13 protein-coding genes are annotated in these 19,391 nt (G+C 40.3%); 8 read left to right on the top strand and 5 right to left on the bottom strand.

The features are described 5' to 3' along the window. Positions 1-104: 104 nt before the first annotated feature. Both AC0L7T_RS15705 and AC0L7T_RS15700 read right to left on the bottom strand, forming a co-directional pair. Positions 105-1,133 carry a PorP/SprF family type IX secretion system membrane protein gene (locus AC0L7T_RS15705; RefSeq protein ID WP_473336388.1) on the bottom strand — a complete coding sequence of 343 codons (1,029 nt, stop codon included), beginning with the start codon at positions 1,131-1,133 and terminating at the stop codon, positions 105-107. After that, complete coding sequence (locus tag AC0L7T_RS15700) at positions 1,130-6,829, bottom strand: PKD domain-containing protein (protein WP_473336386.1); 5,700 nt, start codon at positions 6,827-6,829, stop codon at positions 1,130-1,132. The genes AC0L7T_RS15705 and AC0L7T_RS15700 overlap by 4 nt, the downstream gene beginning before the upstream one ends. A gap of 405 nt (positions 6,830-7,234) precedes the next feature. Here AC0L7T_RS15700 and AC0L7T_RS15695 point away from each other — a divergent pair, with 405 nt between their 5' ends. From AC0L7T_RS15695 to AC0L7T_RS15685, 3 genes are read left to right on the top strand one after another with little or no spacing between them, the layout of a single operon-like run. After that, positions 7,235-9,079: a glycoside hydrolase family 2 protein gene (locus AC0L7T_RS15695; RefSeq protein ID WP_473336384.1), complete on the top strand. Its 1,845-nt coding sequence runs from the start codon at positions 7,235-7,237 to the stop codon at positions 9,077-9,079. Beyond that, positions 9,076-10,248 (top strand): aldose epimerase family protein, encoded by a 1,173-nt coding sequence (locus tag AC0L7T_RS15690; RefSeq protein ID WP_473336382.1) that lies wholly within the window; start codon positions 9,076-9,078, stop codon positions 10,246-10,248. Before AC0L7T_RS15695 ends, AC0L7T_RS15690 begins: the two co-directional genes overlap by 4 nt. A 4-nt stretch (positions 10,249-10,252) precedes the next feature. Then, positions 10,253-11,278 (top strand): SMP-30/gluconolactonase/LRE family protein, encoded by a 1,026-nt coding sequence (locus tag AC0L7T_RS15685; RefSeq protein ID WP_473336380.1) that lies wholly within the window; start codon positions 10,253-10,255, stop codon positions 11,276-11,278. Positions 11,279-11,319: 41 nt separating this feature from the next. On the opposite strand, the gene AC0L7T_RS15680 is transcribed toward AC0L7T_RS15685, so the two are convergent. Together AC0L7T_RS15680 and AC0L7T_RS15675 are read right to left on the bottom strand one after the other, a co-directional pair. Continuing rightward, complete coding sequence (locus tag AC0L7T_RS15680) at positions 11,320-12,462, bottom strand: geranylgeranyl reductase family protein (protein ID WP_473336377.1); 1,143 nt, start codon at positions 12,460-12,462, stop codon at positions 11,320-11,322. A 9-nt stretch (positions 12,463-12,471) separates the two neighbouring features. Continuing rightward, positions 12,472-12,828: a hypothetical protein gene (locus AC0L7T_RS15675; RefSeq protein ID WP_473336376.1), complete on the bottom strand. Its 357-nt coding sequence runs from the start codon at positions 12,826-12,828 to the stop codon at positions 12,472-12,474. 447 nt (positions 12,829-13,275) lie between these two features. Here AC0L7T_RS15675 and AC0L7T_RS15670 point away from each other — a divergent pair, with 447 nt between their 5' ends. The 5 genes from AC0L7T_RS15670 (at position 13,276) to AC0L7T_RS15650 (ending at position 17,659) form a co-directional block, all read left to right on the top strand. Beyond that, complete coding sequence (locus tag AC0L7T_RS15670; protein ID WP_473336375.1) at positions 13,276-13,977, top strand: orotidine 5'-phosphate decarboxylase / HUMPS family protein; 702 nt, start codon at positions 13,276-13,278, stop codon at positions 13,975-13,977. 17 nt (positions 13,978-13,994) lie between these two features. After that, complete coding sequence (locus AC0L7T_RS15665; RefSeq protein ID WP_473336373.1) at positions 13,995-15,020, top strand: zinc-binding dehydrogenase; 1,026 nt, start codon at positions 13,995-13,997, stop codon at positions 15,018-15,020. A 2-nt stretch (positions 15,021-15,022) separates the two neighbouring features. Further along, positions 15,023-15,814 carry an SDR family NAD(P)-dependent oxidoreductase gene (locus tag AC0L7T_RS15660; protein ID WP_473336371.1) on the top strand — a complete coding sequence of 264 codons (792 nt, stop codon included), beginning with the start codon at positions 15,023-15,025 and terminating at the stop codon, positions 15,812-15,814. A 22-nt stretch (positions 15,815-15,836) separates the two neighbouring features. Then, positions 15,837-16,724 carry a sugar phosphate isomerase/epimerase family protein gene (locus tag AC0L7T_RS15655; RefSeq protein WP_473336368.1) on the top strand — a complete coding sequence of 296 codons (888 nt, stop codon included), beginning with the start codon at positions 15,837-15,839 and terminating at the stop codon, positions 16,722-16,724. A gap of 62 nt (positions 16,725-16,786) precedes the next feature. After that, positions 16,787-17,659 carry an SMP-30/gluconolactonase/LRE family protein gene (locus tag AC0L7T_RS15650; RefSeq protein ID WP_473336366.1) on the top strand — a complete coding sequence of 291 codons (873 nt, stop codon included), beginning with the start codon at positions 16,787-16,789 and terminating at the stop codon, positions 17,657-17,659. A gap of 217 nt (positions 17,660-17,876) precedes the next feature. Here the strand turns inward: AC0L7T_RS15650 and AC0L7T_RS15645 are convergent, their stop codons facing one another. Next, positions 17,877-19,370 carry a Gfo/Idh/MocA family protein gene (locus AC0L7T_RS15645; RefSeq protein WP_473336364.1) on the bottom strand — a complete coding sequence of 498 codons (1,494 nt, stop codon included), beginning with the start codon at positions 19,368-19,370 and terminating at the stop codon, positions 17,877-17,879. Between the last annotated feature and the right edge of the window lie 21 nt (positions 19,371-19,391).

Below are 19,391 nucleotides of genomic sequence, written 5' to 3'. Positions count from 1 at the left end.
TAGCTAATTGGAAAGCGTTATTTCAATTTTTAAAATAGCAAATTATGAACTTTTTAAAGAAGTAATTTCCTCTCCAGAAAGTCTGCCTTTTGTTCATTTTGGTTTCAGAACCTCCTGCTGTTGCTGGTAGGACAGGGTAGTATGGTTTGCATAAACTTTTTCCTTCTAAGGTCTGTAAAATAGATCGAAACCTCATGGGAAACATGGGCAGGACTGCTAAACTTATTTAGCATATAATCATAACTATAGGCCATTGTAATGCCACTTAATAGGCTAAAGCCCAAAACAGCATTGATAGAGTTTTGATCGGGTAAATCGGTGAACCGAGTTATATTTCTGAATCCCAGCCCGCCAATGAAATTTTCAATCTGTACCTGAGGAATTACTTCAATTTGCTGGAAGGTTCCTTGTCTTTTGTAATTAAAGGAAACCGAAAATACTTTACGGACCTTAGTTGATTTAAACATTCTCCTATCAAGGTTTTTAACATAGCCTCCATGTACGTCCCATTTTATGGGTAAATTATTGCCTATGCCGTCGTTGAGAAAGCCTATATTAGGACGGGAGACATGGCTACTACTTATCCCAAACCAAAAGTCTGGCATTTGAAGAAGGGCACCAAATGCTAAATCGGGATACCATTTACTGTCTTCACCAGGGAGCAGATCAACGGTGGCTGAATTGATCGTTCGGTTCAACAGGTCTATTTGATCACCAAAAACCAATTCCTGCAAAGTCAAGCTTCTATTTACCAGCCCCAACTGTCCACCAAATCGCAAGGAATTTTCATGGTTAAGCAATAACTTATAAGAAAGATAACCTGCAATATCTGAAGACCTAATATTGAGTAATGATTCTGAAAACTGTGAAGCTGAAAAGCCAAAGCCAACGTTTGTCTCCTCTATGAAATTGTCATAATATACCCCAGAAGCATTGAAATCGTAACCCAATCCCGGCCATTGTTTCCGGTAATTGATGCCTATTCTGGTGGTCTCCATGGCTCCTGCAAAGGCAGGGCTCAGGTTAAGCGGCGCAGCATAGAATTGCGTAAATTGAAAATCCTGTGCCATTAAGCCGACAGGGTCGGATAAAAAACAGGTTATAAACAGCATTACGTATTTTACATTTTTCATTCTAAAAGCATGAATGCACCGGTATCACTAAAGTTTCTTCCGTCTGCTGTGGTATAATTCAATTTATAAACATAATTGCCCGGGCTTGCTTTCTGACCACGAAAAGTGCCATCCCAACCGGGGTCATTTATGTCATCGGACTGGTATAAGATTTCTCCCCAAGTGTTCATAATGATGAAAACAAGGTTATTAATATTTAAGAACTTCGGGAAAAAATAATCGTTGAGACCATCTCCATTGGGACTGAAAACATTGGGTGTTTTCAGAAAAAAGTCAGTAATCGTTATTTGAAATGAAGTGTTGGTTTCACATCCCCAAATATCAGTAGCCGTTAAAGTAACTGTGTACGTTCCTGGAACCTTGTAGCGATAAGTGGGGGATTCCTCCAGGGAGTTGTTTCCATCCCCAAATTCCCAATAGTATAAGCCGATGTTTCCACTACTTTTATTGGTAAACTGAACATCAAAATTGACGAGATTTTCACCGTATGTAGGAAATGCATCAGATAAGTATTCCCCTTTTACAAGAATAATATTGTTTTGTACGGCAAAACTTTTGGTCTGAATACATCCACTGCCATCGGTAACCGTAACGAGGTAATCCCCGGGTGCATTTGCTTCCATACGATAGCCGTCATCATACACTTCTCCACTACTCCAGTGGATGGTATAAGGTGCTACACCTCCGTCAATATTTAGCTCAATGATTTCCAGAATTTTCCTTGGTTCACATTGTGCAGTGGTTGTATTGGAAAGACTTATAGTGATGGGATCAGCTCTGTTGACCTCAAATGATTGACTGACATAGCAGCCCGATTGATCTGTAACTTCTACTGAATAGGAGCCATTTGTAAGATTGGATATGGTAGGACTGCTTTCACCATTACTCCAGTTATAAACATAGGGAGGCCTGCCACCGGAGACCATAAGTGAGATTTCTCCACTTTGACCATTATCGCAGGAAAAAGCATCCTGCACAAGCCCTACTGCTACCAGTAATTCTGGCTCTTGTAAGTTAAAGGTTCTCTCAATGGTACAGCCACTGCCATCTTCAAGATAGACCTTGTATACTCCGGGCTCAAGATTGTATATAGAAGATTGTTCCGGACCATGTTCCCAAGTAGCCCTTATAGGGGCTTTTCCTCCATTTAGATTCAATAATATACTTCCATCTGTTGCACCAAAGCAGGAAATTGGGTTGACTACAGGATCTATTTCAAAAACCGGCACTTCTTCTATTGTGGTTTCTTTTATGATTGTACATCCGTTAGCATCAGTAACCGTAACCTGATAAAAGCCTGGGCCAATTCCTTCAAATGAACTTTGGCTAGCGCCTATATTCCAACTGATCTGGTACGGCTTAACTCCCCCGACAATGTCAATGGAAAGGTTGGCATCATTGGCATTGTAGCAGGATACTTCCGTTTGTTCCATTACTACTTCCAAAGGTGCATTCGGTTGTGAAATTTCTATAGAAGAACTGTTGATTTGACAGCCATTGGCATCAGTGACAGTTACTTTGTAGCTACCAGAAAAAAGCCCCTCAGGATTAGGTGAATTGAGGCCTATCGGAAGTCCATCCTTGGTCCATTCGTAGTTATAACTATCTTGTATACCCCCTTCAATAAGCAAAGAAATACTTCCAGTTGGTTCTCCATAGCATAAAACGGGTACTTTTTCAATAAGAGTGAGAGTCAACGGATCCGGTTCAGTTATGTTAAATTGTTCCCTTACTTCACAGCCGTTTACATCCCCAATGGTAACTGCATAGGTACCGGGAGAAAGGTTTGTCAAGCTTAAAGCATCAGCGGTAAATCCATTAGGACCTGTCCAGTCAATGGTGTAATCGCCGGTTCCTCCTGAAGGATTCAATTCAATATTGCCGTCATTTGCTCCAAAACAACTGATTCCGTGCCCATTTGTGGTTCCTGCTTCGGAATTGATAAGCAATGGTTTTGGTTCATTTAAACTTATGATTTCAGTAAGCACTTCACAACCGTTTTGATCCACAATAGTAAGGTGGTAATCACCGGGCATTAAATTTTTGATAGAAGGAGTTTCTGCTGAGAAATTATTTGGACCGGACCACTCGTAAAGGTTGTTTCCTGATCCACCAGAGGTAATTACATCTATCCAGCCGTCGGCAGCTTCGAAGCAGCTGATATTAAATCCGTTAAAAGAAGAAATGTTTACGGAATCGATTTGCAAGCCTGTAAGGGGCTGCGTAATTTCAAGGTTATTGATTTCCTTAAAACAATCGTTTGCATCGCTTACAGTAATCTTATACTTGCCTGCAGTTAGGTTAGTAAAAAACCAATTGGTTTCGGTGGTGGCAGGGGAGGTACTAACAACCATGTCTTCTGCTTCATTCCATAACTCATAGCGATATGGTCCAGCCGAGGTCCGGTTGATAACAGCCGCCAATACGCCAGTTTCCTGACCATAGCAAGAAACATTTACTTTTTCTTCTGTCAGCTCTTCTATTTCCAGCCCTTGAGGTTCTGTTAAGTTGTAGACTTTGTTGATCTCACAACCGTTACTGTCAGTTATTCTGACATTGTATGTTCCCGGGTAAATATCCTTTAAACTGTCGGATTCAGAAATAAAGCCGTTCGGCCCGTTCCATTGGATATTGCTGTTTCCTGATCCTCCTGTGATGTCCAGGTAAATAAATCCTTCATTTCCACCATTGCAATGAACTCCAAATCCATTGTAGTCAGAAACTTCATCTAACAATGCCAAAGGATCAGGTTCATTAATTTCGAAATCCTTGCTGAGTGTACATCCATTTTCATCAGTTACCAGGACTTGATAATTTCCTGCTTCCAGCCCGTCAAGAGTTGCTTCGTCGGAAGTAAAGCCATTTGGTCCCGTCCAGCTAAATGATAAATTACCCTGATTACCGGTAATATTAAATAAAATCGAGCCATTCATTTCTCCGGCACATGACACTTCATAGCCGTTAAACTCAGATAGTTCAAGATCAGTTAGTTGAAGACCAGTTGCTGGTTGTTCAACTAAAATATCGTCCAACCTTTTAACACAGCCATTGGCGTCTTCTACTGTTACCCAGTACTGGTTTCCGGGGAGGGCATCAAAAGTGAAAGTATCACCGCTGAAATCCGAAACAGTACGAGTGCTTTGGTTTTCGCCCATTATTCCCAAAGAGAGAGTGAAAGGAGCCAATGAAGGTTGGTCTATATTTATGGTGAAAGCACCGTTACTTTCTCCAAAACAAGCCACCGGTACTCGAAGATTGGTGGTTTCAGACAGGATTAATTCATTTGGCTCAGAGATTTTGTAGGTGGCCTCAATGATGGCTCCGTTATCGTCAGCTACTTCAAGGGAATAAAAACCAGCAGAGAGGTTTTGAAGGGTGCTTTCTGCAGAAGAGAAGTCCTCTGGCCCTGTCCACTTATAGGTGTAATTTCCAGTTCCTCCGGAAGGATTTGGTTTAATTACCCCTCCTGCAGCCCCAAAACAACTTACCTGAAAACCATTGACTTCAGGGATGTTGGGTGTTAAGGTTAAGGGTGGGGGCGCATTTAAGATTATGGATGACAAACTGGCGGTACAATTATTTTCATCAGTTACGATAAACTGGTATTCCCCAGGACCAAGATTAGTAATGTCTTTCGTAATCGCTTCAAAGCCATCAGGGCCTGTCCAGTAATAATCATATTCACCAACTCCACCGTTAATGTCAAGAGAAATGCTGCCATCATTTGCCTGTGGAAAAGATATTTGATAACCATTATAATCAGAGACAACAGTATCCTGAATAAGTAAACCTGTTTCAGGTTGATCTACAAGTATTCCTTCCAGAAGAAAATCACAGCCTTTGTTATCCGCAATCCTAAAGTCATAAAGCCCTCCTTTTAAATTTGAAAAATAGAGTGTGTCTGAGGCAATACTGTTTACTGGGCCCAAAACATTCAACAGCTCTCCATCCTTAAAGACTTCAATAGAAAATGGAGTGGCGGTGTTCTCATACAATTTGATAGCTATTGATCCTGCCTCTTCTCCAAAACACCTGATATCTTCCCGGAGATCACTAAGTTCAGTTAATGTTAATGGTGCGGGTTCACTTAGGTTAAAGTTTTTTGCTATGGTGCATCCGTTTTGATCTGTTATTAGTACAGCATAAGGGCCCGGATTTAATTGTTGTTTCGAAAATTCATCTCCACCGGAATTGGCAGGTAGCGCATCCAATTCTCCAGAGACAGGTGAATTGGTGTTTTCAAAATTACCTGTAAACCAATCAATGGTATATTCAGGAGTACCCCCTGCTGGATTAATGGTAATACTTCCATCCGCTACCCCATTACAGGAGATATTTTGAATGGTTTCGGAGAAAGTTAAAGGTTCCGGCCCCTCGATTGTTATCAAGGGTGTGGATTTTTCGCAAACAAGTGGATCTGTACCTGCTATTTCAAATAGTCGCCCTTTGTCAATGATTTTGGCAAAATAATCACCTGGAGGTAAATTTTGAACCTTACTTTCCATTCCTACAATTTCTCCTCCCAGGGTTACGAATGAATTTATCTCATCATCCACTTCATTTCCTGCCTCATCGAACCAGATAACATCATATTGAATCCATTCCTTTCGATGATTCCCCGGAAATGGCGATGACCAACCACCTTCGATTAGCAGGCTGATTTCCCCATTATTGTCTCCAAAGCAAGTCACATGTTTCACTGTCTCAACTGCTTCCACAGGTTCTGGGATAACAATTTCAAAGCTAGCCCTTCCGTTGCATTGAAACCGGTCTTCAATTTCCATGGTGTAAACACCAGGTTCCATTTCTTTGGCCTGAATAACCACAAATCCATCAGCCTCGGAAACCACTTCAAAATCAGTGGGTTTTTCCTTGCCGTCACTGTCTATGATAATAAAATTGTTTACGGGAAGTGTTGCATTGAAGATAATAAACTCTACTATTCCTGTTTCGTCTTCGGGACAAAGAAGACCGGCGAAGTTTAATTCAAAATCCAGAGAATAGGCCAAACCTAAAGGACCTGCATTTCTCACATATTCCCTTCCCAAGTTATCTACAGCATAAATTTCGTACTCAATATCCCTATCCAGTTCAAAATCTTGTCCGAAGGTAACCGTTGCTGAACTTTGAAAGGGAGCAGAATTATTTACCGTTACTTCCTTTAAAACATCTCCAAGATCATCTATCAATTTAAAGGTAAATGGAAAAGATTCTTCGGATCGTTGAGTTGGTTTGTAAGCACTTAGGGTAAGAGAAATAATGCCTTTACAACTGTTTTCTGAATAGGCTAATGGTAAAATAGGAGGAATGACGAATACTTTAAATGGATATATTTCGCTAAGATCTACACCATCGGAGACTTGAATATTAACAATTATCTCTTTGCCTTTGGAATCCCAATTTTCATCGTATTGGATATTCGGAGTAATTGTTTGCCCTGAAAAGTCATATCCATCTCCTCCATGTACTTCAAGTTGGAGTTTAGAATTGTCTCCGGAATAGTTGATGGATAACATTTCAATAGAAATTGCTAAATCACCATCGAATTTTACCAGTGTATCAATTTGATCTTCGATAACTATAGTTGCAAAAGGGGAAGTTATGCCTCCTTTAATTTCAAAAATTTGAGATGCAAATATTAAAGATAAAATGATACCTGTAAATAAAAATTTACTATTTCCTTTCAACTGTTCCAACAAAGAGTTTTATAAAAAATTATGTTATAAAAATGCAATAACTTAGTGAGAATTATCCTTAGATTAATTCAAATTATTAAGTAAAAATACAAAATTCCTATTTAATAAGTGGTTGAATTTTAATTTATTATAAGCGGATGTGAGCAATGACAGATGCCACTTATCACAATTTAAAACAATACTTTAGTTTAAAAATTTAGAAGATTCATATTACCTATTTTCAACATCTTTTTTACCAGTATCAAATGAAAATATTGTGAAAAGGAAAAGCGGGGATGCTACCTGATATATTTTTTGGATTTCACTTAAATTATAACCTAATTGATTTAATTTTTTAATATTTTCGCTTAATTCCCATAAATACCAGACAATATAAAATTTTATAACCTGAAATAATTACAACCCATGATACAAAAAATAACCTGTTGTATTGCCTTATTTTTCATTGCTTTTCCTGCTTTTTGCCAGCAGGGAAATTGGCAACCTGTTAAAGATAAAATTTTATCAGAATGGGCATTGGATATTGATCCAAATGCACCACTTCCTGAATATCCTCGTCCCCAGATGACCAGGGAAAACTGGTCAAATCTAAATGGGATATGGCAATATGCAATAGTGAATAGAGGAGACAAACAACCTTCCGATTTTCAAGGAGACATTTTGGTTCCTTATGCAGTTGAATCTGCGCTTTCAGGTGTGGGGAAATCTGTGGGGAAGGACAAGGAACTTTGGTACCAAAGGGAATTTGAAGTGGACCGGAACATGAAGAAAGGAAATCTATTGCTTCATTTTGGAGCAGTGGATTGGGAAGCGGAGGTATTTGTCAATGGAAAAAGCGTGGGCATGCACCAGGGAGGCTACGACCCTTTTTCTTTTGAAATTAGCGATGCTTTAATTTCTGGGAAGATGCAACAAATAACTGTAAGAGTTTGGGATCCTACTGATGATGGGCCACAACCTAGAGGGAAACAAATAAATAAGCCACATGCGATATGGTACACCCCTGTTACGGGTATTTGGCAGACTGTCTGGTTGGAAGCTGTACCAGATCAATACATCACATCCATAAGAAATACACCAGATTTGGACAATAAGCAAATTATTGTTCAGCCTCAGGTGATGCATGCACAGTCAGGACAGATGGTTAATATAAGCCTAATGGCCGATGGAGTACTGGTAGCAGAAAAGAACGTGGCTGCCAATGAGGAGGCTATTCTCACAATAAATGATCCTAATATATGGGGACCAGACAATCCATTTCTTTATACTATAGAAGCTAGTTTAATGAATGGTCGGAAAGTGTTGGATGAGGTGAAAAGCTATGCTGCCATGAGGAAAATAAGCATGCTACCGGATAAAAATGGTAATCAGCGATTGCTTTTGAATGACAAGTTTTTGTTTCAATATGGTCCTTTGGATCAGGGTTGGTGGCCTGATGGTTTGTACACTGCCCCAACCGAAGAAGCTTTGGTTTTTGATATCGATAAAACCAAGGAAATGGGCTTTAACATGATAAGAAAGCATGTGAAAGTTGAACCAGCAAGATGGTACTACCATTGTGATAAAATTGGAATGCTTGTATGGCAGGACATGCCTAGTGGAGACATGGGAAATAGGTGGGAATCAAGGCCTGGAGTAATTGGGAAAGGCACAGAGAAAAAGAGAACAGCAGAATCCGTCGCTATTTTCAAAAAAGAATGGAAAGCCATTATGGATGCCAATCATAATTTTCCATCCATAGTCGTTTGGGTACCTTTTAATGAAGCATGGGGCCAATTCAATACCGAAGAAATTGTGAAATGGACCGTGGCTTATGATCCATCTAGAATGGTAAATGGTGCAAGTGGAGGGAATTATACCTTGGAAGGTCAGATCATGGACATGCACAATTATCCAGATCCAGTGATGCCAGATCCAAAAATATGGGGCAATAAGCAAATTATCGTTTTAGGGGAATATGGTGGCTTGGGGCTACCAATTGAAGGACATACCTGGCAGGAGAAGGACAATTGGGGCTACCAAAGCTTTGAAGACAAAATAGCCTTGAAAGAAAGGTACAGTAAGTTGATAAAAGACTTAAAGCCTCTTTTGCCATTGGGCCTTTCTGCCGCCATTTACACACAGACCACCGATGTTGAGGTGGAAACGAATGGATTGATGACCTATGACAGAAAAGTAATTAAAATAGACCCTCAGTTTTTAAGACAATTGCATGAGGGATTGTATACCATTAAAATTCATATGAAATGAAAACATCCCCTTTAATGGCTCTCCTGGTATCCGGTATGGTAATGGCCTGTGGCCCGAATAACAAGGAGCAAGCTGAAAATGAACAAAAAACAGAACCCAAATACTTAACAGCAATGGAAGATTCAGCATTCGAGAAAAATTTAAATGGTAAAGAAATAAAATTGTACCATCTCACCAATAAAAATGGGATGGAAATGACTGTTACCAATTTTGGTGCAAGGGTAGTAGAGCTTTTTGCGCCAGACAAAAACGGGAAGTTTGAAGATGTGGTATTGGGATATGACAATCTAGACGATTATATCAATAATCCTGGAGGGTATTACGGCGCACCTATTGGCAGGTATGGCAATCGGATCGCAAATGCAAAGTTCACACTTGATGGGGAAAACTATCAATTGGAAGCAAACAATGGCCCCAATAATCTTCATGGAGCACCAGATGGCTATCATAAAGTAGTTTGGGATGTGCTAGAAGCTACAGATCAAAAGTTGGCGATGAAGTATGTGTCTCCTGATGGGGAAGGAGGGTTCCCAGGAACGCTTACTGTTTACATGGATTATTACCTGACAGATGACAATGAGTTTAAAATTACTTATAAAGCCACTACTGATAAGCCTACCATCATAAATCTTACGCAGCATTCATTCTTTAATCTCAATGGTCAAGGAGAAGGAAATGTGAGAAATCACATGCTTCAACTTAATGCAGATAATTTCACTCCTGTAGATGACACTTTAATTCCTCTGGGTGAAATTAGGTCGGTAAAAGGGACCCCATTTGATTTTAGTGAACCGCACCTTATAGGAGAGCGAATTGATGATGACAATGAACAACTTAAAAAAGGGGGAGGATACGATCACAACTGGGTGATCAATCGGGAAGAAGGAAACAAGGAGACAATAAAAACTGCTTCAGTATGGGTACCTGAAAATGGACGTAAAATGGAAGTTTTTACTGACCAGCCAGGTGTGCAAGTGTATACTGGTAACTTTATGTCCGGTGGAGGAGCTTCCAAAGCCGGTAAAAGTTATATAAAACAAGGCGCCATCTGTTTGGAAACACAACATTACCCAGATTCTCCAAATCAACCTTCGTTTCCTTCGGTTACTTTAAGACCTGGTGACACCTACTCGCATGAATGTATTTATAAGTTTTCAGTGATTAAATAATGTCATGAAAGCACTTCGTATTTCAAGTTTCATTATTCTCTCCGCTGTAGCTGTGTTTTCCTGTAGTGAAAAGAAATCAGGTGAAAAGGACTTAGATTACCTATCCATAACCACCGTGTCTGAAAATGACGCTCTTCAGAACATTATTGCATCAGGGGTCAAAGCAAGAATTATAGGATCTGGCTATGAATGGACAGAAGGTCCTTTATGGGTAGAAAAGGAACAGATGTTATTGTTTTCGGAAATACCTGCCAATAAAGTGCATTCATGGAAGGAGGGTGGAAAGCCGGAAGTATACCTGGATCCGGCAGGACTCACTTCAGATGATGCCAGGGGTGGAGAAGTAGGCTCGAATGGCTTGCTTCTGGATCCAAACGGGAATTTGGTCTTGTGTCAACATGGTGACAGGCGTTTGTCCAGGATGATGGCCGAATTGGATGCTCCTGAGCCCAAGTATGAAAGTGTCATTGCTGAATTTGAGGGGAAACCCTTCAATAGTCCCAATGATGCCATCTATGATTCCAAGGGAAATCTTTATTTTACGGACCCTGCTTATGGATTAGAATTCAGAATGGATGATCCCAAAAAAGCCATTGATTTTCAGGGGGTGTACAGGTATACCAAAGAAGGTCAATTGCAATTGTTATTGGATAGTATTTCCAGACCAAATGGTATTGCCTTGCTTAAAGATGAAAAGCACTTGCTTATAGCCAATTCTGATCCCGAGAAACCCTATTGGTATTTGTATGAGTTAGATGGGGAAAAAGGGTTGAAGAATGGTAGGATATTTTATGATGCAAGTCCTGTGTCGGCAAATGAACCTGGACTACCAGATGGATTGAAAATTAAAAGGGATGGTACCATCATTGCTTCTGGTCCCGGTGGAATTTGGATTTTTGATGCCAATGGGACTTTATTAGGCAGGTTGAAATTAGAAGAACAGCTGGTGTCTAATGTGGCATTAAATGAAAAAGAGGATCTTTTGTTCGTTACAGCAGACAGTTATGTACTAAGCATTTCGCTAAAATAAGCCGTATTGAAGTTTAAAAGTATGGCCATGTTTCTTTGCTGTTAGATGAATTTCAGCAAGGGAACATGGCTTTTTATTTTTCTTTTTAGGTCGTCGGGAAAAGCTTTTTTACCCATAAATATATCAGTTAATATTTCACAACCTTTCTGGCCAAACTTTTTAAGTAACATATTGCGAATAGCTGGTTGGGCATAACAAATAAAAGCGATGATAGAAGAGCTGGCTAAATCAGATAGGATTTGTTTTTCAAGTAATTCCTGGTAGGCATTTGAGGCAGCCACTTCATCGGAAAAGTTGTCAACAATGGCCAAAGCCGCCAATTCCCCTGAAAGCAAAGCGTTGGAAATGCCTTCTGCTGTCAATGGATCCGCGAAACCTGCCGCATCTCCCGTAAGGAATACCCTGTTTTTAGAAAAGCCATCCTTTCTTTTTCCTACCGGTATTTGAAAGCCATGTGCTTCTGAAGAAATTATTTCTTTAATGTCTAACTTTTCCAAGTAGGCATTGTAATATTTTTTCAGGTCAATTTTTTGTTTTTTCAGAGTACCCACCCCTAATGAAAGGTGGCCGTTTTTTGGGAAACACCATGCATAGCCATCAGGCACAGCATCCACATCAAAGCGAACCTTATGGGATAACCTGTTATAATCTTCAGATGAAACAACAACCTCGTATTCTAATGCTGGAATTAGGGTTCGGCTTTCTTTCCATCCCCCCATTTTCGCAGTATTGCTAAGGACTCCATCTGCCCCTATAAGGTATTGACATTGAATACTACCTTCAGAGGTGTTTAGGATTAGGCCATGGTCTGTTCTTTCCAAACCCAAAGCTTTTGTTTGTTCCAAAAGTTCGGCCCCTTTTTCCAAAGCCTTTTTGACCAGAAATTGATCAAAAGTATCTCTCATGACCATGGATATAATTGGCTCGTCTCTTTTTGCGGTAAAGAATTGGGGAGAGTTTTCAAAAAAAACTACTAGCTCGTGGTATTCTTTTTCTATGACCTCATCTATAGAGAAAGGCAAACGTACCCGGCCTCGATGAACAAGGCCCCCACCACAGGTTTTGTACCTGGGAAGTTTTTCTTTTTCAATTATCACTACTCTTTTACCCATTTCTGCTGCTTTATAGGCAGCCATGGCTCCAGATGGTCCGGATCCAATGATCGCAATGTCAAATATCTTCATAGGTATTGATTAAATATCGTCTGGTTCTCTTTCTGGAATATCTGGTCCAGTTAAAATTATTTGGCCTTCGTCCGCATTAAAAATATACGATAGTTTAATTTTGTCGAGATCCGATTCATTGATATTTAAACAGGCATTGTAAAAACTCTTGTTAAACCCCAAAGAAATGAAACCTGATTCCAAATGGGGGCTTGCTATTGGCTCGATTAGTTGAACATTCTCGGCCAATGCCCCATCAAGCTTGGCATATAGGCTTAAAAACATTTCCAATTCATTCTTATTCTCCTTTAAAACGCAAGAAAGAGCTGATCTAAAATCTTTCGCCTCTTTAATGTTTTCACTTTTAAAAACCCATTTTTCTTGCATTTCAGATTTAATTTTTATGTAACAGGCTTAACTTGCAAACCTTTAATTTATGGAATAGCCCATTCATGATAAATTGACGTAATTCTATTGAAAATAACAGTAGTGATCAAAAATAAATAATTAAATTGAAACAAAATAAAAAAAACCATAATCCCAAAAATCTAACTAATGAAACCGTAGAATTTTTATCCTGGATTTAGTAAATGAATTTTAAGTTTTAGATATAAATCACCCTGAAATCAGGTGGTTTTTACTTAGGTAATGCGGTTGTTAAAGTGAAAAATAGTCACAATGACTGGTCGATTTTCCACCTATTGAAGTTTATTTAAATAGGCTCAAGCCAAAATCGAAGTAAAACGCTGCAATTATAATCCCCTTCAAAAAACGGTGTTCAATAATAATTAATAAAAAATCAATAAATATTTCTCATAAAATAACCTTAAGAAAATGAAACCAATTGTCCAAATTAGTTTAGACCTAACCAATATAGATGAAGCCTTAGAAACAGCTGCGCTTGCAATGAGAGCAGGGGTGGATTGGCTAGAAGCAGGCACACCGTTAATTCTTGCTGAAGGTCTACATGGAGTACGAAAGCTCAGGGAAGCATTTCCTGGTGTTCCAATAGTTGCAGATCTTAAAACAATGGATGGTGGATATCTTGAGGCTGAAATGATGGCCAAGGCAGGTGCTACCCATGTAGTGGTAATGGCAAGAGCCCATGAAGAAACCATTAAATGTGTGGTTCAGGCCGGTAAAGACCATGGGGCAAAAGTGATGGGGGACAATTTGGGTTGTCCGGATATGGTGGCAGGTGCCAAATTTCTGGAAGACCTTGGATGTGATTACATCGTTCACCATATTGGTTATGACGAAAGAAGAGGGATTGCTGCCCAAGGCAAGCGAATGCCTAGTCCTCTTGACCAATTGAAAGAAATTGTAGCAGCAGTCGATGTACCGGTACAGGCTGTTGGTGGTTTAAGCCTTGAGCAAGCCATTTCTACACCAAAATACGGTGCCCCTCTCGTGGTTCTTGGGGCTCCTTTAACCATTGATGCTGATGCTTTTAAAACAGCTGACGGAGATTTGGAAGCTTCATTAAGAAAAATTTGTGATGCGATCCATGCTTATGGAGACATGAAAATAAAATAATTATAAATCCAATTGAAATGAAAGCAGCAGCAGTAGTAAATTATGCGGAAACCAAAGGTTCCGTAGAAATAAGAGAAATAGAGCAACCAGAGATAGGTGAAGGAGAAGTATTGTTAGAGGTGGCCAATGTAGGCGTGTGTGGAAGTGATTTGCACCAATGGACTTCTGATCACAGTTGGCCAGTAAATTATCCCGTGGTGTTAGGCCATGAATTTGGAGGGAAGATTTTGGAAGTTGGACCAAGAGTAGAAGGTTGGAAAGTCGGTGACAGGGTAGTGAGTGAAACGGCTGCAGTGATTGATCCCTTGAATCCCATGAGCCGTATTGGACTTTATAACCTCGACCCTACAAGAAAGGGCTTTGGATATGGCGTAAATGGCGCCATGACCAAATATGTAAAAGTTCCTGCCCGTTGTCTTCACACCGTTCCTGAGCAAGTACCATTTGAGGAAGCTTGTCTGACAGAGCCTTGTTGTGTGGCGTATAGTGCCGTGGTAGTCAATTCGAATATCAAACCTGGTGACAGAGTATTGGTAATTGGACCAGGAACTATAGGTGTATTGTGCGCCGTAATGGCCAAGATCAGCGGAGCGGAAGTAGCTATAGTAGGCTTGGAAGCTGATAGAAGTAGACTGGAAATTGCCAAAGGTTATGGCTGTGAAGCGATCATTGGTGATGCGACTGGCTGGGCCAGAGAAAGAGATGGCTTAGGTGCAGATTTAATAATAGATGCTGCTGGTGCAAGTGCAACCCTTAAAATTGCCATGAGTTTGGTAAGGCCTAATGGTCAAATAACCAAAGTTGGTTGGGGACCTCAGCCATGTAACTTCTCTTTGGATCCTATTGTACAGAAGAATGTACGTTTACAAGGTAGTTTCAGTCATAACTGGCCTATATGGGAAAAAGTTATTGGTATGATGGGTGCTGGAATTTTAGACGTGAAACCAATTATAGGTGGTGTTTGGCCTGTAACCTCCTGGTTAGAAGCTTTTGAGAAAATGCACCATGGTGAGGTGATTAAAAGTGTATTGAAACCAGTTTAATCATGCGCTTAAAGGATAAAGTAATTATCGTTACGGGCAGTACTACCGGTATAGGTAAGGCCATTGCCCTCAGAAGTGCAAAAGAGGGAGCGAAATTGGTGATTCATGGTTTGGAAGAAAAATGGGGCCAAGAGGTTGTTGAAAGTATAGGGTCTGAAAATGCAGTCCTCCATATTGAAGATTTGCAGCAAGAAGGATGTGCAGAGCGATTGGTAGAATTGGCTGTAAAGACCTTTGGTAAATTGGATGCAGTGGTGAACAATGCTGCATGGGTGGTTTCTTCAGATTTTCAGTCTGTAGACCGTCCATTTTTAGAAAAAGTGCTTTCGATCAATACCATCGCACCATTGCTTTTAATAAAAGCAGCCTTAAATCAGCTTGAAGCAAACAGAGGGAATGTTTTGAACATTGGTTCTGTCAATGCCTGGAGTGGGGAGCCAAATTTGTTGGCTTATAGTATTTCTAAAGGTGGACTAATGACCATGACCAGAAATCTTGGCGACAGCCTTTTTCGTGACAATGGAGTACGCATCAACCAGATAAATCCTGGGTGGGTTTTGACCGAAACAGAAAAGCAGCGTAAAAAGGAACACGGACTTTCCGATAGATGGTTTGAGGACCTTCCTAAAATGTATGCGCCTGCCGGTAGGATTATCGCTCCTGAAGAAATTGCAGCTGCAGCCATTTTCTGGTTGTCAGATGAGTCTGGCCCTGTTAGTGGACAGGTTATGGAATTGGAGCAATATCCATTGATTGGAAGAAACGCGCCAAAAGACACAAGTACAATTAATTAATACAAATATTGAAATTATAAATATGCCTAAATTAGCAGCATTTCCTAAAGCCTTTATGCAGGCCCTCTGTAAGGATGGAACAATGAAACTGGAAGAGTGGATCCAATTGGCCTCTACTTTAGAGGTTGAAGGTTTGGAATGGTACGCAGGTTTTCTTGACATGGAAGATCAGTCCAAATGGTCAACTTATAGAAAAATGGTGGAGGATACTGGTAAAAGCATCCCTATGATGTGTTGTTCTCCAGATTTCACGCATCCTGACAAGGCTTTTCGGGACAATGAAATAGCCAAGCAGAAGCATTGGATTGACATGACCCATACCCTTGGTGGTAATTATTGTAGGGTGCTTTCCGGTCAAAAAAGACCTGAATTGACATTGGATGAAGGAGTGAAACTTGCGGCCGATTCAATTATGGCTTGTATTCCTTATGCCCAGGAAAGAGGCATTACCTTGATTCTTGAAAATCATTACAAAGATGATTTCTGGGAATATCCTGAGTTTGCACAGCAAATGGATGTTTTCTGTAAATTGGTAGATAGCATTGACCATCCTAACTTTGGTGTCAATTATGATCCTAGTAACACTTTTCTAGCAGGAGAAGATCCTATTGAATTGTTGAAGCGCGTTTCTGACAGAGTAGTTACCATGCATGCAAGTGACAGGTACTTGAAATCAGGAACCATAGAAGACCTTAGAAAAGAAGAAGGTGGAGCCGTGGGTTATGCCAAAAGGTTGAGTCATGGAGAAATTGGGAAAGGATTGAATGATTATGATGCGATCTTTACAGAATTGAAACGCGTTGGTTTCGACAGCTGGATCAGTATTGAAGATGGAGTAGATGGCATGGATCAATTGGAGAGAAGTGTAACCTTTCTCCAGAAAAAAATAGCTATTTACTGGCCGAAATAAATAATATAGAATGAAAATCGGTGCAAATGTATCATTTGCACCGATTTTAAAACCTTTGTGATTTGGAAGCGAAATTATTATTGAATGCACAATGTATTTTAGCCGAAAGCCCTACATGGCTGGCAGATCAGGGATGTTACCTTTGGGTAGATATAGAAAAGGGGCATTTGTACCAACTTATTCCGGAAGTAAGTGGGGTAAAGAAATGGTCTTTTCCACACAGGTTAACTTTAGTAGTTCCGGATGGTAATGGGAAGCTTGTTCTGGCTTTGGATGCAAAACTTGCCCTTTTTGACCCAAACACGGAGAAATTTGACTGGCTATGTGACATTGAAAAAGACAAACCTGAAAACCGTTGTAATGACGGCGCCTGTGACAGTGAAGGTAGGCTTTGGGTGGGTACCATGAGTACCAAATTCACAGACCATGCAGGGGCACTCTATTGCGTAGAAAAAGACCTAACGGTGACTAAAAAAATGGAGGATGTATCCATTTCCAATGGGATCTGTTGGTCTCTGGACCACAAAACCATGTATTTTATAGACAGCCCTACCCGAGAAATCAAAGCCTATGATTACGATCTGAGCACAGGGAAAATAAGTTTCAAAAGAGTAGCTGTTAAGATTCCGGAATCCCTTGGGACACCTGATGGGATGTGTATGGATCAAAATGGAAAACTTTGGGTTGCCCATTATGGGGGCTTCGGTGTTTACCAGTGGGATCCTGAAACCGGCGACCAATTGAATAAAATCAATGTTCCTGCTCCCAATGTTACTTCCTGCGCTTTTGGAGGGAAAGAAATGAATGAGTTATTGATAACTACCGCTCAGGAAAATATGACTCCTGAAATGCTGGAGAAATATCCGTTGAGTGGAGGCGTTTTTACTTGTGACATGCCTGTAAAAGGTGCTGAGGTTTTCGGTGTGCATTTTTAAATTCAAACCAAAATTCACTTAGTAACCCTACCCTTTATTTGGGGTTATAAAAAGTTATTAAAAAAGCTGTTCAAGTTGGGTCTCCCAGTTGAACAGCTTTCTTTTTGCCTTTGTTCGTTGCGTACGTTAGCCTATTTTAATCCGAAATATGCCAATAAGAGGTCATAAACCCATCTTTAGAAGGTTCATTGGGATTGGCTTTTTTATAAAGAAAGGTTTATAACTGATCCAACTCAACAGGTAATTTCCATCCTTCTCTGTATTCGTGACGAATGTACTGTCTAGCTGCTTCCAATGCTTTGGTCTCCATGTATTTACTTTCGAAAACAGGTCTCCCATTTCTCATAGAAAAATGATTGCTTTCGATTATTTTTAATTCATCACCAGCTGTAATATTGGTAAACCGCATGGATGGACCATCCCATTGAAGGGTTTTGTTAAGGCTCTGTAGTCGAATCGCTAAAACACCTAGAAGAACCATTTCATTGAATGGGCCAGAATAAGCAAAATTGGATGTGCTTTGAACCCTGGATTCAGGGGATTCTTTACAAGCTCTGATCCAGTCTTGTTCATGAGGACCATCCTTGTACCCTTTGGCTTTGGGTATTCTTCTTAAACGAGGGCTTATTTTTGGTTCTCTTCCAGAAAGCAATCTTTTACCAACGCCTCCGCAACCGCTATACAAGGTGTCTTTGGTGCCTACAAAAATACATCCTCCAAGTCTATCTGCCATAAGATCAATTCCATCTGGTAATAAGTCGGGTCTATAGGGCAATAAGCCTCCATCATACCAAAAAACATCCACTTCAGGGAGATTAAATCCATTTATTGGAGACCTCTCAGGGAAATGAAATTTTACTTGCTCTGATTGTGGAGGACTTTCAGTATTAAAAGGGGAGGAATTGCCTTCGATTTGATCTGGGTAGCCAAGGTCCAATGCCGCATAAACGGGGTCCAATACATGACAGGCCATGTCTCCAAAAGCTCCAGTACCAAAATCCCACCAGCCCCGCCAATTCCAAGGGGTGTATATTTCATTGTATGGTCTGTAGGCAGCAGGCCCTAAAAACAAATCCCAGTCTAAAGTGTCAGGAGGAGTCATGGCTTCCTTAGGTCTTTCCAGTCCCTGAGGCCAAATGGGGCGGTTGGTCCAGGTATGTACTTCTTTTACTTCGCCTATTTCCCCATTCTGAATCCATTCGATAACCTCTTTGGCATCAATTCCTGAGTTCCCCTGATTTCCCATTTGGGTAGCAACAGGATGAATTTTTGCCAGTTGTGTGAGTAAACGGGATTCGTAGATGGAATGCGTTAAAGGCTTTTGGCAATAAACATGCTTGTCCATTGTCAATGCCGTAGCGGCAACTATTGCATGGGTATGGTCAGGAGTAGCTACCATTACAGCGTCAATATCTTTACCCATTTCATCAAACATTTTCCGCCAATCATAGTATTTCTTTGCTTTTGGAAAATCTTCAAAACAAGGCTTGGAATAGGACCAGTCTGTATCACAGAGTGCCACAATGTTTTCGGATTTCATGCCATTTAGGTTGGGTCTGCCTTTACCACCAATCCCAACTCCAGCAATATTCAATTTGTCGCTTGGAGCTTTGTGGCCCAGACCACTTACGACATGTGAAGGCACTATAAAGAAACTGGCAGCACTTGCTGTAGCTTGTTTGACGAATTTTCTCCTGCTATTGTCTTTCATGATGGAATTAAGGTTTCGTGG

The sequence above is a fragment of the Cyclobacterium sp. 10D3-21 genome (assembly GCF_055809755.1).
The sequence above is the reverse complement of the archived record's forward strand: the minus strand, read 5'-3'. Positions and strand labels throughout refer to the sequence as shown.

Excerpts from the sequence above, each read along its gene's own strand:
- AC0L7T_RS15705 (WP_473336388.1), bottom strand. The coding sequence starts at position 1,133 with ATGAAAAATGTAAAATACGTAATGCTGTTTATAACCTGTTTTTTATCC.
- AC0L7T_RS15695 (WP_473336384.1), top strand. The coding sequence starts at position 7,235 with ATGATACAAAAAATAACCTGTTGTATTGCCTTATTTTTCATTGCTTTT.
- AC0L7T_RS15690 (WP_473336382.1), top strand. The coding sequence starts at position 9,076 with ATGAAAACATCCCCTTTAATGGCTCTCCTGGTATCCGGTATGGTAATG.
- AC0L7T_RS15685 (WP_473336380.1), top strand. The coding sequence starts at position 10,253 with ATGAAAGCACTTCGTATTTCAAGTTTCATTATTCTCTCCGCTGTAGCT.
- AC0L7T_RS15680 (WP_473336377.1), bottom strand. The coding sequence starts at position 12,462 with ATGAAGATATTTGACATTGCGATCATTGGATCCGGACCATCTGGAGCC.
- AC0L7T_RS15675 (WP_473336376.1), bottom strand. The coding sequence starts at position 12,828 with ATGCAAGAAAAATGGGTTTTTAAAAGTGAAAACATTAAAGAGGCGAAA.
- AC0L7T_RS15670 (WP_473336375.1), top strand. The coding sequence starts at position 13,276 with ATGAAACCAATTGTCCAAATTAGTTTAGACCTAACCAATATAGATGAA.
- AC0L7T_RS15665 (WP_473336373.1), top strand. The coding sequence starts at position 13,995 with ATGAAAGCAGCAGCAGTAGTAAATTATGCGGAAACCAAAGGTTCCGTA.
- AC0L7T_RS15660 (WP_473336371.1), top strand. The coding sequence starts at position 15,023 with ATGCGCTTAAAGGATAAAGTAATTATCGTTACGGGCAGTACTACCGGT.
- AC0L7T_RS15655 (WP_473336368.1), top strand. The coding sequence starts at position 15,837 with ATGCCTAAATTAGCAGCATTTCCTAAAGCCTTTATGCAGGCCCTCTGT.
- AC0L7T_RS15645 (WP_473336364.1), bottom strand. The coding sequence starts at position 19,370 with ATGAAAGACAATAGCAGGAGAAAATTCGTCAAACAAGCTACAGCAAGT.